This is a genomic window from Streptomyces sp. NPDC029164, assembly GCF_055563995.1.
The window spans coordinates 1-15089 of record NZ_JBVHWW010000002.1 but is presented as its reverse complement, the minus strand read 5'-3'; the positions used below and the strand labels follow the sequence as shown (position 1 = coordinate 15089).

Here is a 15089-nt window from a genome sequence, read left to right as displayed (position 1 = left end):
TTATGCTTCGTTGGTGTTCGATTCTCGGCACATACGGACCTTTCACGCGGTGGTCGCCTCCGGGTCGTACTCGGCGGCCGCCCGCGTACTGGGGTACACCCAGCCCGCCATCACCCAGCAGATGAAGGCGCTCGAACGCGCCGTCGGAACCCCGCTGTTCACCCGCGTGGGCCGAAAGATGCAGCTCACCGAGGCGGGGGAGTCACTCTCCCGGCACGCCGAGACCATCCTCGGCAACCTCTCCGCCGCCGAGGCCCAGCTGAGGGCGTACGCCCGCCTGCGCACCGGGCGGGTAAGGCTGTGCGGCTTCCCCAGCGCCAACGTCACCCTCGTCCCGGAGGCCCTGAGCAGCCTGGCCAAGGACCATCCGGGCGTACAGGTGGAGCTGCTGGAGGGCGAGCCGCCGGAATCCCTGCGCCGGCTGGAGCGCGGGGAGTGCGACATCACCCTGGCCTTCACCTATCCGGGCCTGCACGAGGAGATCCCGGAGGAGGTCGCCGAGGTCAGGCTGCTGGAGGACCAGCTCACGGTGCTGCTCCCGACAGGGCATCCGCTGGCCCGCCGCCGCGCCGTGCACCTGGCCGACCTCGCCGAGGAACGCTGGATCGCCGGCTGTCCGCGCTGCCGGGCGAACCTGCTGCACGAGTGCGCGGAGCTGGGCTTCGTGCCCGACATCCGCTTCGCCACCGACGACAACCTGGTGGTGCAGAGCCTGGTCGCACAGGGCCTGGGGGTCGCGATGATGCCCGCGCTCGTACTGCCGTCCCTCTCGCTGAACCGGGTCTGCGGGCGGGCGCTCCAGCCCGCCGCCCGCCGGCATATCGCCGCCTACGTCTACCGGGACCACCTGAGGATTCCGGCGACGGCCGTGGTGCTCGACGCACTGAAGCGGGTGGCGGCGAACCGGATCGGTTGCTGATCAACCCATAACCGGCGCTTGGGATTTCAGGTCATAACTGTCGTTGGACGTGATGGAACGACGGCAGCACGCTGCCGATATGACCACCACCACACCGGCCCGCACCACCACGAGGATGGCCGCCCTCGTCAGTGAGATCCGCACGGTCGTGGAACGGGGCCTGGCTCCCGACCTCACCGCCTACCTGGTGGGTGAAAGGCTCGCCCCGCACCTGGGCGCGCCCGACCTCCTGGCGCCGGCGCAGCAGGAAGGCGACCCGGAGCGGTACCGCCAGCACATCCTGCACGCCGAGTCGGACGGCAGCTTCTCGGTGGTGGCCCTGGTGTGGCTGCCCGGGCAGGAGACCTGCATCCACGACCACGTGTCGTGGTGCGTGGCGGGGGTGCACCAGGGCGAGGAGAGCGAACGCCGCTTCCGCCTGGCGCCGGGCGTCGGCCCGGCCCGCCTGGTGGCCACCGAGGACGTGGTCAACGCCCAGGGCGAGGTCTGTGGCTTCGCTCCTCCCGGTGACATCCACAAGGTGCGCAACTCCTGTGACACCAAGGCGATATCCGTGCACGTCTACGGCGCCGACGTGTCCCGGCTGGGAACCAGCATCCGCCGCGTCTACACACTCCCCGTCGACTGATGGCCCTCCTCCACCGCCCGCACGGCGCGGCGGTCCGGCATGTTTCACGTGAAACATCCACCCCCTGGCCTGGGTTGGCGATGGCGGCGGGCGGGGCACTGGCCGCGTGGTGCATCCACGGCGTCGCGCCCGCCGTACCCATGCTGACCGCCTCGGTGGTGCTGGGCATCGCGGTGGCGCATCTTCCCGGTCTGCGCACTTTTGTACGCGGCACCGCGCGCCCGGGCCTCTCCCTGGCAGGCCGGCGGCTGATGCGCATCGGCATCGTCCTGCTCGGCCTCGGCCTGGGGCTGGACCAGGTGCTCCGGCTGGGGTGGGCCACGGTGGCGATGGTGGTGGGGGTGGTCGCGGCCACCTTCCTCGGAACCGTGTGGCTCGGACGGCGCCTCGGACTTCCCGGGGACCAGCCGTTGTTGATCGCCACCGGGTACTCGATCTGCGGGGCCTCGGCGATCGGGGCGGTGAGCGAGGTGTCGGGCAGCGACGAGGAGGACGTGGCCGCGTCGGTGGCACTGGTCACCCTGTGCGGGACCCTCGCCATCGCGGTACTCCCTCTCCTCCAGGGTCCGTTGGGACTCTCCGATCCGGCCTTCGGCCGGTGGGTCGGCGCCGGTGTTCATGACGTCGGCCAGGTGGTGGCGACCGCGCAGACCGCGGGCCCGGACGCCCTGGGCGAGGCGGTGCTGGTCAAGCTCATGCGGGTGGCGCTGCTCGCCCCGCTGGTGGCGGCCGTGGCCTTCTCCGTACGGGCCCGGCGGCGCGGGGTTCGTACGGCCTCGGGCCGCCGCCCGGCCCCGGTTCCGCTGTTCGTGGCCGGTTTCCTGGCCGCGGCCGCGCTGCGCGCCACCGGCGCGCTGCCCGACGTAGCACTGGAGTGGGCGCACACCGCGCAGGAGGCACTGCTGGCGGCGGCCCTGTTCGGCCTGGGGAGCGCGGTGCACCTGCCGACGCTGGCCCGGACCGGGGGTCGGGCGGCGGCACTGGGACTCGGGGCGTGGGTGGTGGTGGCCGGCGTCTCGTACGCGGGCGTGGTGTTCACCGTATGACGGAGCAACGGCGGAGAGTTGGCCATTTCCTGGCCGGAACCGACCGAACGTTCTGACTGGCCGCTGACATTGACGCGCGGCCGTGTCACTCTGCCCCGGCAAGGCCGCACCATGCACCGCAGGCACCCCGCACCAGGCACAGCCGATCCGCACCGACCGCTCTTCACCCCCACCCTGCCCGGCTTCCACCGGACCGGGCACGGCAGAAGGAGTCATGCGTGAATCGTCACCGCACGGCCTTATCCGTCCTGCTCTCCGCGAGCGCCCTGGTCGCGGGCGTCCTGACGGCGGCCACCCCCTCGGTCGCGGCGGACGCCCCCGCGTCCTTCCGACAGCAGCACACCTCCGGCTTCTGGACCGCTGAGCGGATGCGCAGCGCCACCCCGCTCGACGTGACGGCGGCCCCGGGCACCACCCGCACCCCGGTCGCCGCCCCGGCGGCGCCCACCAGGATCGCCCCGACGGCTGCCGCGTCCCCCACGGCCTTCCCGCAGGCGGGCGGCGCGTGGACGGGCGGCGGCGCGGTCGTGAAGACCTCGGGCCGGGTCTTCTTCACGATGGGTGGCCGGACCGCCTCCTGCTCCGGGGACTCGGTGACCAGCGCCAACGGCAGCACGGTCATCACGGCCGGCCACTGCGTGAAGTACCAGGGCGCCTGGCACACGAACTGGGTCTTCGTTCCCGCCTACAACAACGGCTCCGCGCCGTACGGCCAGTGGTCGGCCACCAAGACCTTCGCCACCGACCAGTGGGCGGCGAGCGAGGACATGAACATGGACGTCGGCCTGGCCGTCGTCGCCCCGCTGAACGGGCAGACCCTCAGCCAGGCCGTCGGCGCCCAGGGCATCCTCTTCAACGGCGGCTACAACAAGAAGATGTACTCCTTCGGCTTCCCCGCCGCCGCCCCGTACGACGGCACGAAGCTCGTCTACTGCAGCGGCAACAGCGGCAAGGACTTCCTGCTGACCCGGGACCACAGCCTGGCCTGCAACATGACCGGCGGCTCCAGCGGCGGCCCCTGGTTCCAGGACTTCAACGAGGCCACGGGCCTGGGCACCCAGGTCTCGGTGAACAGCTTCGGCTACACCTTCCTGCCGAACCGGATGTACGGCCCCTACTTCGGCAACGAGGCGAAGGCGGCCTACGACAAGGCCCAGGCGTCCTGACGCTCTGTGGGGAGCCCGGCAAAGCAGGGCTCCCCACATGGCAAGTGGCAACGGTGGATCAACCGAGCCGCGAGCAGCCCCGCCAGCCGGTACTCTGTACCCGCTCCGCCGCTGGTCGGCAGGGGCAAGGGTGGGTTGCCCGAGCGGCCTAAGGGAACGGTCTTGAAAACCGTCGTGGCAGCGATGTCACCGTGGGTTCAAATCCCACACCCACCGCACCAGGTCAGACAACGCGCTGATCAGAAGGGGTGTCCCGACCAGGGGCACCCCTTCGTCATGTGATCCTGTCTCACCCTGACCCGCCCGTGTACCGCTTTGGATCATGGTGTGTGGACCAGGTGTGGACCATGCCAGCGGCGTGCGGACTCAGGCGCGCTACAAGTGAAGCCGCCCAAATCGAGCAAAACGGCGCGCACAGAACGTAGTTGCATCGGTAGCATCGCTAACCGCAGCGGAAACATGCGGCACAGGGAGAACCGATGGATCCTCATCACCACCTTGCACCCACCTCTAACGATGGTGATGAGCGGTCGAACACGCCGCCTAGCAGCGAACTGAGCTTGTTGACCTACGAGGACCTTGCAGCGGAAATCAAGGCTGCTAAGACGCGCGCGACGAGCGCTGAGAAGCGAGCCGCGTGGGGCAACCTACTTCTCCAGGTTGAGAGCATCGCCGGAGAGTCAATTGCTGCTTGGGACCCCACTGACGGGGACCCCTGGCATCTTACGAGTCTGGAAATTGATGGCTTTCAGGGAGTTACAGAGCCGTTCTCGTTTCAGTTCGACCCCACTCCTGGCGTCACTATCATTCACGGCCCCAATGGATCCGGGAAATCAAGCATTTCTGACGGAATTCGAGCGGCGCTGTCTGGGAAATCTGACTGGTGGGCTGCCGTAACACCAGGCAATGCGCGGAGCGGCAAGTCTCCACTATGGGAGAAGGTAAACTGCGCGCGAGACAGCGATAAAGCTCGCGTGCAGATTGAGCTGATGCGAGGGGAAGAGTCGCTCACTCTCACTAGCCATCTAGGTAAAGATGGGGCGGTTCATGAAGTCGAATCCATTCGACGAAATGAGGTCGGGGAGATTGAGGTGGTCGATATTTCCTCAACTCCATGGCGCTATGCCATGGAGGGGCATCCGCCAGTATTCTCGTACGCTGACGTAGAACGTCGTGTGCAGAAGCATGAGGATCTCCAGAAATATATCGAAAACCTTCTGGCCTTGGGCGGTTGCTTCGATTTTCTGGACCGTCGAGTTCTTGAGCTGAGTGAAGCGGCGTCCAACAGTCGTAAGAAGCTCGCAGCAGCGCTCAAAAGCGCCAAGGTGGGTATTGAGCGGGTAGATCGAGAGTTTCGTGAGCGTGACTCGTCCCAGTTCGTTGAAGAGATCTCATGGTCCGAGACCGTGACTGATATGAAGCACTGGCTCGCAGAAAATGGTCTGTCAGGCAGGGGTGCGCACCTTCCACAGGTCACGCGTGAAGGCGTCAACGCCGTAGCCGAAGATATGCGCAATGTTGACGCTGCGTTGGAACTGCTTCATGGAAGCCACGTGGGTTTGCACCACAGGCTTGCGAACTCTCTTACCTCCCTCCGTTCTGAAGTTGAGCAGGTAACCGATCCTGGATACTTCTGTCCGGTGTGCGACAGCGAGAGTGCAGACTGGGTTGACAGGCTCGGCGTGAATCTTTCTAGCGTGGAATCGTATGGACCCAAGCGGGCCGCGGTTAACCGCGCTCTCCAGTCTCTCCGCTCCTCCTCTTTGGAGATCGGGCTGGTACTTGAAGTGCTGAGCCAGGATGAAAGCTATATCGGGAACGAGTTCCTGACGGATCTGCGGCTGAAGTACTCGGCGCTCACGATTTCCTTCGATCATCATGGTACTCAGCCGGCGCCTGAGGTGATTTTGGCCTTTCTGTCGCTGCGAGAAATCACGGCCCGCAGTGAGTGGGAGAAGTGTGCAGGGAGTGCGATCGAGCTCAGTGACCTGACTCGTCAGTGGCGCCTGCGCAGGCGTGCAGAGGTTGATTCGTACGTCGCTATATGGGAGACGGAGCACGAAATGGCCTCGTCGGCCGGGCTCTGGGAGGCAACGCGCGACTGCATCACGAATCTTGCCGATCGGCTGCGTAAGACGAGGACGTCCCAGTTTGAAGGAAAAGCTGGAATCCAGGTGTCGCGGCTACTGGAGGATGCCGGCATCGTCCTGGAGTCGGTAAATCTCAGTCGGACACGTGCTGAGATAGAAGTACACGGGCTGGATGGGCAGAAAATTGCCCTGGCCATGTTGAGTGCAGGTCAGAGGAACGCGTTTCTTCTCGCCCCACTATTTGCCACGGCAGAGTTCGGCCCATTTGGGTTCCTTGTGTTGGATGACCCGGTCCATTCATTTGATGAAGTTCGGGTTGATCGGCTTGCGGCAGTTATTGCCGACCTGGGGCGTACCAGGCGAGTGATTGTCCTAACTCACGACGAAAGGCTCAAGGAGCACCTCTTGGCGCGGAGCCCTCTGTGTGAGGCTTGGGCGATAACCCGTGACGCCGTAAAGGGTGCATTGGGGTTGGAAGCAACAGATGAACTCTGGCGCGTACTTATTGAGGACGCCAAGGCTGTCTGGCAGTACTCGCCCAAGGCGTCGCCTACCGGATATCTCACCGAAGTCCAGATCATTCGAGGGCTTTTGCGGCAAGCGTTGGATAATGCACTGCATCAGTGCGTCGTCAAATACTCGTTGAAAGTTGGCGTGAGTGTTTCCCGCTCTATCTCAACTCTTGATGCGAGTATGACAACGCAAAGCAGGATGGAGGCGGCCGCCGGTATTATCGCACTCGATGCGGGAGTGGATCATCCCGTTGTTCGGGCTAAACAAGCATGTAGTCACCACCTGAACAACTGGAACAATGCGGCCCACGGGAATGGTGAAATCAAGAAAGCCGACCTCGGTCGCGAGATCCAGGCAGGCTTGGAAGCCTGCTCGGTACTCGGGGAGTGGGATTTCTAGATGGAGGTATCGGATCTCACCCAGCGGAGAATCAGGGTTCTAGAGCTCAGGCTCCGCATCGAACGCATTGCTTATGACGCCCACGCCGCAGTCTGCCAGCCAGAAAAAATTGCGACGCGGCCGCATCAGGCAGATACCCACTTGTCGTACGTGCTTGGCCTGGTCTCGCCAGATCGCTACATGGAGGTCCACGGTCTTATTAGGCTGGCGAGACACGTCTATCGGAAATCGTCCGATATTTTGCATGGGCGATCTGGATTGCTCAATGCGGCGCCTGTAATTTTGGAGGAATGGGCCGCTGTGGTTGAGAAGCTGGAATCACTGTTCGCGGCGTCTACATTGCCGGCCCAGGGTGGTGCGCCGGAGTCTGCGTCTGACTCTTACTCGGGATAGAGGTATCCGGTTGGCTTGTTTCAGAAGCGACCTACTCAGCTCGCCGCAGTGCTGATTCAATCTTTTCGTTCGTCGCGTCCTGGCCGCCGTGAAGAGCCTTCGCGTAAAAGCGGAACAGCACGGCGATGCTGTGGCCGGCGCGGCGGGCGACCTCGGCCGGGGAGACGCCGGACTCCAGCCAGAGTGAGACGCACGCGGCGCGCAGGCCGTAGGGGACCTCGGCCAGTGGCGTCTTGACTTCCTGCTGGGTGAGGACGGCCCGGCGAGCAGCTTTCCAGATCTCGCCGTACTCCTTGCTCAAGAGGCCGCCGCCGCGGGCTGCACGGAAGAGTCGGCCGTCCTCGGCCGTGCCGAACTCCCTGATGTGGTCGCGGATCAGACGGACCAGGACCGGCGGGATCGGTACCTCGCGGGTGGCCTTCCGGGCACGCTTCTTGAGGCCCCGGGAGTCGTAGGACTCCCCCGAGTCGGTCCAGCCGGAGCCCACGCGCGGGGAGCTGGACGACAGGACGACTTCGCCCCAGCCTTCCTCGGGCAGGGTGAAGTCCGATGCGCGGAGGCCCACGGCTTCGCCGGGGCGGGTGGCCGCGTAGTAGAGACACCCGAAGAACGCCTTGAGGTGCCGACCACGGTCATTCTGCTCGCCCACGGCGTCGATCAGTTTTCGAGCCAGTGCCGGGCCGGGGACGTAGCGGAAGTCGATCTCGTCATCCGTCTCGGGCGGCGTCCAGTCCACCTTGGTCAGGGGCAGAGAAGGCAGGCGGTCCACCTCGACGGCGTAGCGCAGGCAGTTGCTGAACACGGGCACCTTCCGGTTCACCGTGTTGTCCGCCGCAGCGGTCCCGTCCATCTTGCGGGCGAGCGCGTCCAGGGCCGACCGCACGACCGTCGGCGTGTTCAGGGATGAGATGTCCACGGACTTGCGACCGATCCAGTCGAGGGCTGCCACGATGGCTTCGGGTGCTTTCTCGGCGTCCATCCGGGCCACGAGTTCGCCGTCCTGGTCGAGGACGAGGCGGAAGGCCCAGGAGTAGAGGGCGGTCCGCAGGACCTGGGGAGCGGGGGCACCGCGGTTGTCCTTCACCAGGCGCGGGGTGACTGTGGCGAGCGCGTCCGCGATGCTCGCGCGGTGCTTGGCCGAAGCGTTCGGCCACTTCATCGCCACGTACTCCCGGGCGTGTGCGAACCAGGTGGGGGACCGGGCCGCCTGTACCTCGGAGGCCGGCAAACCGGTCTCGGTGTCGAACTGCTCGCGCTTGCGCAGCGCGGCCAGCAGCTCGGAGCGTCGGCCGTCCGCCTGAGCCTTGATCTTGTAGCTCTTCGAGAACGGCTGCACGCCGACCCGCCAGCGCAACTGATAGGCAGCGGCGCGGTCGGGGCGCTTGCGGATGCCCCAGATCTGCACGTCGTACGTCAGCACGCGGGCACCTCGCAGCCCTCGAACCACGCGTCGAGATCGGCACGGCGAATGCGGATCTGCCCGTTGGGAAGCTTGAGGCAGCGGGGCGCGTTCCCGCGAGCGCGTAGCCGGTAGAAGGCGGCCCGCGACATGCGCAGCTCTGCCAACGCTTCCACCATGGTCAGCATGCGGGTGGTCGGTGCGGCGGTCACTGCCAAACCTCCCCTTCGGTCTTGGCCCGTTCCTTGTCGGCGCGGTTCTGGTTGATGTCGTGGCGGGTCTGAGCGGCGAGGAGTTCTTCGCCAGGGCGGTAGCCGGAGGCGAGGTATGTCCACGAGGACTCCGTGACGAGCACGGTGTCCGGGCTGGGTGAGGGGTGGCCGGCGCGGGCGCGGGTGGCGTCGGCCTGGGCGAGGCGCCAGGCACGGCGAACGTCGCGGAGAGCGCCGAGGGTGGTGGAGTAGGCGCGGGACTTGGTGGAGAAGTGGCCGCGGAAGCCGAGCATGTGGGCCCACTTGCAGAGCTTGAGGTCCGCGAATTCGGGCAGGCCGCCCAGGTCCCAGGCGGTGCGGATCATCTGCCGAACGTGCCGGTGCACGGGCAGTTCCCGGAGGGGCTCGGCCTGGCGGGTGCCTTCGCAGTCGGGGCAGAGATCCTTCAACCGGCCCCCGACAGTCCCCCGGCCGGAACACGTCCGGCAGACCAAGGAGCGGTCCACGGTGCCGGAGTCCTCGGCGCTCTTGGTGGCGTACTTGGCGACGTACCCGGCCACGGCCGCGTCGGTGAGTTCACCGTCCCCCAGCGCGGTGATCTCCCGCACGTCGAGCATGGCGCCCCAACGGACCTCCTGGTCTCCCACGGTGTCGGAGGAGACAGTGAGGGCGGTGCGGGGGACGGCGGTGCGGATGGCGTGCGTGAGGTCGTCTACGCCTGCCCAGGCCGGCGGGGCGCTGGTGTGGCCGTCCATCCCGTCGATGCGGACGATGGCGTGGAAGTGGACCAGGCCCCGCTTTTGGTACTCGGCGACCTTGGCGAAGGAGACGCGCAGGGCCTGTTTCATGTCCTTCTGCGTGATGCCGAAGTGTGCGGCCAAGGCGCGGCGGAGGTTGACGGTGAAGCGTGCCCACAGGGCTCCGGCGTGGGCGTTCCAGAGCACGGCGCCGGTGTAGTCGTACGTCTTGGGGGCCAGGGGTGTGCCGAGTTCGGGAGCGTCGTCGGGGTGGTGGTCGCCGCAGCGGCAGGCGCGGGGCTTGCCGTCCGTGGTGGTGGGACGGTTGTGGACGGGGCCGAAGGAGGGGGCGGTGAGGGTGAGGAAGACGCGGGGGTGGGTGCGGACGGTCTCGGGGACGTCCTTGCCGCCGCAGAGTCCGGCGCGGACGAGGTGGAACGTGTCGGCGGCGTAGGTGCGGGAGCAGGCGGGGCAGCGGGAGGCGCGGCGGTTGCCGCAGGTGGTCAGGAGCCGTCCGGTGGGCTCGTCACTGGTGGAGTACGAGCGGATCGTTTCGCCGGTGGCGGCGTTGTGGGTGTGGGTGTGGCCGACGAGGTTGACGGGGTGGGTGCAGCCGCGCAGGCGGGTGATCTGGTCGCGGGTGCGGTCGAAGTTGTCGAGGTTGGCCAGTTCGATCAAGTCCCGGACAGCGGGGCTGATCACGTGCCGCAGGTCGAGGTTGCGGGGCATCGGCAGGAGGATCCTTTCCGCTGGTGGAGAGGCCCGGGCAGCACCCAGAAGGCGGGTGTGGTGCTGCCCGGGGGCATGACGGACCAGGCCCAAGGGGCCAGGAGGGGAAGAGCCGGAAGGCCGGCGGAAGGTGGGTCAGGCCGACAGGGCAGCGTGTGCGGCGGTGGCCAGCGGGAGGCTGACGCCGAGGCGGGCCTTGAGCTGGGGCACGGTGATCGCCTGACCGTTTACCGAGTGGTAGGCATCGGCGATTTCGCGGGCGGCGTCCAGCAGCGCCGGGGCCACCTTTACCGCCGGAGCCGGAGCCAAGGTGGAAGGCCGGGGTGCCGTCAATTCAGGAGCGGGCTCCGGGGTGGGTTCAGGTTCCGGGGCGGGCTCGGGTGCAGCTTCCGGGGTTGGCCCGGGAGCCGGGGCCATGGGCACGGCGGGTACGGAGGCCGGGGCCGGGGTGGCGACGGCGTGGAAGTGGCGCAGGAGCGCGGGGCCGACGGCGCCCCAGCCGAGCAGGAGCAGAGGGGCCACGGCGTCTACGCAGGCGCGGCCGTAGTGCCCGGCGATGACGGGCTCGGCAATGTTGAGAGCGAGAGTGAAGAAGCCGGAGGTGTGCATCAAGCGCGTCGCCGCGGTGAGGTCTTCGGCCGGGACCCCGCGCAGGGAGAGATAGCGCAGGGCGACCAGGAGGCCGAGGACGGACAGGTCCACCATGGGCGCGATCAAGGGGGCGATCGGGTCGGGGATGCCCAGGCGCAGGGCCAGGGACCAGACGTTGCCGAAGGAGAACACGAAGGCCAGCAGGGCGATGACCGCCATGACCACGGTGACTGTGCGCTGAGTAATCCGGTCTTCTGACATGAGAGGTTTCACCTCCTTTCACAGGTCGAGTCGGGGCAGAGGAGCGGCCGGTCAGCTGTCGGGTGCGAGGCCGGCCAGACGGGCGGCATTCGGGCCGAGGTAGGTCTCAAGGACTCGGCGTTCGTGGGCGTTGGCGATCCGGTACGCGCCGATTCCAATCCGACAGGCCAGGTCGAGGTTCCCGGCGGTGATCGCCCGGCGCATGGCCCGGATGTAGATCCTTCTCATGTGGGGGCGCATATCAGGCCGCCATTGCCGGGGGCTCAGGGTCCTCGTTCTCCTTGGACAGGTCCACGACTGTGCGGCTGGTGAGGTCTTCCAGGAGTCGGGCGGGGTGGCGCACCAGGTGGGAGGTGGCTTCGGCGACGCGGGCGGCGGCCTCGTCGGAGACGTAAGGGGTACGGATGCGGATGAAGCCGGGGCGCCCGTGCTGGGACATGACCGCCACACCGACGTATGCGGGGTCCTGGAGGGTGACGGGGCTTGCGTCGGGCCACTCGCGGATGTCGTCGCCGAGGGCTGCCACGGCGGCGTCAGCGGTCTTCTGCGCGAAGGACAGGCCGACCGGGCACACGTCGCGGATGAAGGTGGGGATGGCATCTCCGGTGGTTTTCTGCGTGGTCAGCAGGGTCAGCAGGCCGACAGAGCGGCCCTTCTTCACCAGGTCTTCCACCAAGCGGGCGTTCTCCGCCGCGAGTGCGGCGAGCCGCTTGGTGGCGGGGTCGGAGCCCTTGTGGTCGCGGAAGTAGGTGTGGGCCTCGTCGATGACGATGACGACCAGCGGCCAATCAATCGAGGGCCCGACGTGCCACATGTTCTTCACGCCCAGCACGCGGCGGATGGATGCGGAGCGGACGCGGCGCAGCTGTACCAGGTCCTTCAGCTTCTTGTTCGCCTCCTCGAGGTCGTCCCCGCAGAACTCGAACGCCCGCTGCACGAGGTCGGCGTAGTCACCCTCGTAGGCGTGGGAGACCTTCCCGTCGAAGAAGACGAACTGGATGGCCGGCGAGGGTGCCCAGTCGCACACCAGCCGGTTCACGCATGAGGTCTTGCCGAACCCGGGCAGTCCGCCGATCGTGACCCCGGGCACTTCCTTCAGGGGCACGAAGACGGGCATGCCGAACTCGTCCACTCCCAGTTCCCACTTCGCGTACTCCTCCGGAGGGCAGCCGGTAGGAACGTGGGTGGTGAGGGTGACGAGAGGGTCCACGCGCACCCCGCGCAGCATGACCTGTCCGGGCTTGTCCCCCGGCAGCACGGACACGCGCGTCATGTGCCAGGCATCCGCGAGGTAGGGCGCGGCCTTCTGGAACTCTGCCAGGCCCACCTTCGGCAGGCAGTTCGCCCACGCCATCACTCCGAAGGCGTCCGGAATGACCTTGAGGGCCGGGACCAGGATCCGCGGCTTGGGCTGGCTCTTGCCGTCGGTGTTGGCGAGGGAGGCGAGCGCGGTGGGCATCTTGTCCGTGACCGACAGCCCGCACATCTGCGCCAGCCGCTTCCAGCCCCGCCGGATCCTCACCGCCTGCCGGATGCTGACCCGCTCCATCGGCGAAGCCTTGAGGTAGCGGACCACCCACACGACGGCCCACAGGGCGATCAGACCGAGGCCGAGCCACACCACGACGTTGAGCCAGCGTGAGGCTTCGTTCAGTTCTTCCATCAGCAGCTTCCTTCAACAGAGAGTTCGAATGGGGCGGGGGCCTCCCGCCTGGACCACAACGGCGGCCACCAACGCCTTGGGAAGCGGGGGAAGCAGCAGCCGCCGTTGCGGTCTGGCCGGATCACGCGGCGATGTCGTCCGGCATCGTCGGGGCGTCGGCGAGCGTCAGGGACTCGCAGCGGTAGGCGACGCCGTCCTGAAGCTGGTCGTTGAAGATCCGCGCCCACGGGGTCGCGAAGAGGTTGACCGGACGGACGAACCGGCCCGGGTGCAGGCCGTTCGGCAGGCCCGACTGCGGGACGGTCACCTTCATCGTCTCGGCACGGTCGTCCTCCATCAGGAAGAGCGTCACCGTGAACAGCGGCTCACCGGTCTCCCGGTCCACCGCACGCTCACCGGTCTCCTGGTTCTTCCACTTCGGCACCGGCGGCGTGCCGGTCATGACGTTCGTGGTGTCGAGCACGTGCACGCGGAGAGTGGTCCTGGCCATGGGAAATAGGCCCTTTCGGTAGGGGCTGCGACCGGTGATCCGGCCACACCAAAACCATAGCCGCACACTCGCACGCCCGCAACACTCGCACGGTCGAGAGAGTCGCACACACGTGGAGCGAGGGTGCGCCGCTGTATCGCACAGAAAGGGAGGCGCCGTATTCTGCGGGCATGACACTGGACTTCGAGAAGGACGACCGGCCGCCTTACATCCAGGCCGCAGAGCTACTGCGCCAGGACATCCGCAGCGGCCGGCTGAAGCCCGGAGACAAGCTCCCCTCCGCCCGTGCACTCCAGGAGCGATACGGCGTCGCCAGCTCGACCGTGCAGAACGCGCTGCGACTGCTCAAGAACGAGGGGCTCGTCTACTCGGTGCAGGGCAGGGGCAGCTTCGTGCGCAACGCCCCCATGGCCGCCCCGGAGGCTTCGGACTCAGAGTTCGTCCGCGAGTTTGTCGAGCCCGGTTCTACGGAGGCCGCCGGCGGTGAGGCCCCGTCAGGGCGGCAAGCGGGGGAGGCCGACCGAATCGACCTCACTCCCGGCCCGCTTCACAGCGACGAGTTCAATGTCCTCGCTCAAGCCATCCAGGAGCTGAGCGGAACCGTCACCGCCATGACCGATGTCATGCTTCGGATTCAGCAGCGGATCGCGGAGCTTGAGCCGCGGAAAGACTCCGAATAGCTGCGGCCGCACGGCGCATCGCTGCATCCAGTTCGGCTATCTGCGCGGCCAGCCGCGTCAGGCCCGCATCCAGCGCAGCTATCTCGGACTCGCTCATCGTTTCCCCGCCCATCGCCGTACCGTTCTTTCGTGTCGCCCCGCCGCATTCCCCAGTGGCTGGCCCTGGCGACGTACCCGCACGCCACTCGGCCCTTTGCCCTGGAAGCCTGCTGAGGCCGGACGTCTGACCGCAACCCCGCAACCCGCCGGGCGGGACAGGCCGCCAAAATCCCTCGCCACTTCCCGCCGTGCGGGCCGCAGTACCGCAGGACCGTTTCGCTCCACGGGAAGCCGCCTGCTGCTGTGACCGGCATCGAGCGCCGACGCTCTCAACTCCCACCACCTCCGCTTCCCAGGCCATAGCCCTCCGGCAATCCTCCGGAGAACACGGGAATTCCGAACTCCCGCCCCCGCCTGATATGAGCCGCCCGAGACGCACCGGGTCGGTCATCTGCTACAGGTGTCGGCGTCGCGGAATGTGTGACGCTCGCCCCCAAATTTGTTGGTATGACGCCCATCACATATCCCCTCCACTCGGCTCGTAGTCCCTTCGGCTGGTGGCAGGGGTCCGGAGAATTCCGGTTTGGGCAACCGGTGATCGGCAGCCGCATCCGCCGCTCGTGGCATCGCAAAGGTGTGGCGTGGGTCACATTCTCGCTTTTCGTGTGCATGGCCCCGGAGCCTCCGGCGCGAGCCGCACGCAATCAGCGAAAGCGGACACCCCCTCGAAACGCACATCGCCACCCCTTTCCTGCCGTCCCCGCATTCCCGGAGTCAGGACCGCCCCGGGCGCAGCACGAGGAAGCCCGGCCAGGCGCAACCTGTGGACAACTTCGCGTGAGGAGAGCCAAACACGCGGACCCTGTGGACAAGGGAGAGCGATCTCGCGAACAGACCATGCCAGATCGGATGAAAGAACGTTTACGCTGATGGATCCGGCACTGCATGGCAAAACAGCCCACTTCCTACCGGCCGAAGCGGCCGACGGGGTGAGCTGTCCAAAGTTTCTTTACTGGATCAAGGCGGCCCGCTGACGCGGGCCGCGGGGGGGGGGGGGGGGGGGGGGGGGGGGGGGGGGGGGGGGCGCGGCCCCCCCCCCCCCCCCACCCCCCCACCCCCCCCCCCCCCACCGCC

At 67.1% G+C, this 15089-nt stretch carries 13 protein-coding genes and 1 tRNA gene; 7 read left to right on the top strand and 7 right to left on the bottom strand.

Translation table 11 applies throughout. The features are described 5' to 3' along the window. Window positions 1–13 precede the first annotated feature (13 nt). From ACZ4VT_RS02595 to ACZ4VT_RS02570, 6 genes are all read left to right on the top strand, one after another. Entirely contained in the window at window positions 14–919 is a 906-nt protein-coding gene (locus tag ACZ4VT_RS02595) for a LysR family transcriptional regulator (RefSeq protein WP_467945951.1), read from the top strand. Window positions 920–998: 79 nt separating this feature from the next. Beyond that, window positions 999–1547, top strand: a complete 549-nt coding sequence (locus tag ACZ4VT_RS02590; RefSeq protein WP_362802702.1) for a cysteine dioxygenase family protein — start codon at window positions 999–1001, stop codon at window positions 1545–1547. Continuing rightward, window positions 1547–2593, top strand: a complete 1047-nt coding sequence (locus ACZ4VT_RS02585; protein ID WP_467945950.1) for a YeiH family protein — start codon at window positions 1547–1549, stop codon at window positions 2591–2593. Before ACZ4VT_RS02590 ends, ACZ4VT_RS02585 begins: the two co-directional genes overlap by 1 nt. A 218-nt stretch (window positions 2594–2811) precedes the next feature. Next, window positions 2812–3759 (top strand): trypsin-like serine peptidase, encoded by a 948-nt coding sequence (locus ACZ4VT_RS02580; protein ID WP_467945948.1) that lies wholly within the window; start codon window positions 2812–2814, stop codon window positions 3757–3759. A 129-nt stretch (window positions 3760–3888) separates the two neighbouring features. After that, a tRNA-Ser gene (locus ACZ4VT_RS02575) sits at window positions 3889–3975 on the top strand. Between the two features lie 263 nt (window positions 3976–4238). Then, window positions 4239–6761: an ATP-binding protein gene (locus ACZ4VT_RS02570; protein WP_467945946.1), complete on the top strand. Its 2523-nt coding sequence runs from the start codon at window positions 4239–4241 to the stop codon at window positions 6759–6761. Window positions 6762–7185: 424 nt separating this feature from the next. Here ACZ4VT_RS02570 and ACZ4VT_RS02565 read toward each other — a convergent pair whose 3' ends face one another. The 7 genes from ACZ4VT_RS02565 to ACZ4VT_RS02535 form a co-directional block, all read right to left on the bottom strand. Continuing rightward, window positions 7186–8574: a tyrosine-type recombinase/integrase gene (locus ACZ4VT_RS02565; protein ID WP_467945944.1), complete on the bottom strand. Its 1389-nt coding sequence runs from the start codon at window positions 8572–8574 to the stop codon at window positions 7186–7188. Continuing rightward, entirely contained in the window at window positions 8568–8741 is a 174-nt protein-coding gene (locus ACZ4VT_RS02560) for a helix-turn-helix transcriptional regulator (RefSeq protein WP_150261958.1), read from the bottom strand. Before ACZ4VT_RS02560 ends, ACZ4VT_RS02565 begins: the two co-directional genes overlap by 7 nt. Window positions 8742–8761: 20 nt before the next feature. Next, window positions 8762–10231, bottom strand: coding sequence for a replication initiator (locus tag ACZ4VT_RS02555; protein ID WP_467945943.1), 1470 nt, complete (start codon window positions 10229–10231; stop codon window positions 8762–8764). A 135-nt stretch (window positions 10232–10366) separates the two neighbouring features. Further along, the gene (locus ACZ4VT_RS02550) at window positions 10367–11083 is read right to left on the bottom strand and encodes a DUF2637 domain-containing protein (protein ID WP_467945941.1); all 717 of its coding nucleotides are present in this window, start codon (window positions 11081–11083) and stop codon (window positions 10367–10369) included. Between the two features lie 51 nt (window positions 11084–11134). Continuing rightward, complete coding sequence (locus ACZ4VT_RS02545) at window positions 11135–11311, bottom strand: hypothetical protein (RefSeq protein ID WP_467945939.1); 177 nt, start codon at window positions 11309–11311, stop codon at window positions 11135–11137. Between the two features lie 13 nt (window positions 11312–11324). Continuing rightward, window positions 11325–12746 (bottom strand): FtsK/SpoIIIE domain-containing protein, encoded by a 1422-nt coding sequence (locus ACZ4VT_RS02540; protein WP_467945938.1) that lies wholly within the window; start codon window positions 12744–12746, stop codon window positions 11325–11327. A 121-nt stretch (window positions 12747–12867) separates the two neighbouring features. Further along, window positions 12868–13236, bottom strand: coding sequence for an SCO3933 family regulatory protein (locus ACZ4VT_RS02535; protein ID WP_467945936.1), 369 nt, complete (start codon window positions 13234–13236; stop codon window positions 12868–12870). A gap of 170 nt (window positions 13237–13406) precedes the next feature. On the opposite strand from ACZ4VT_RS02535, the gene ACZ4VT_RS02530 reads away from it, so the two are divergent. Next, window positions 13407–13916: a GntR family transcriptional regulator gene (locus ACZ4VT_RS02530; RefSeq protein WP_467945934.1), complete on the top strand. Its 510-nt coding sequence runs from the start codon at window positions 13407–13409 to the stop codon at window positions 13914–13916. Window positions 13917–15089: the final 1173 nt, after the last annotated feature.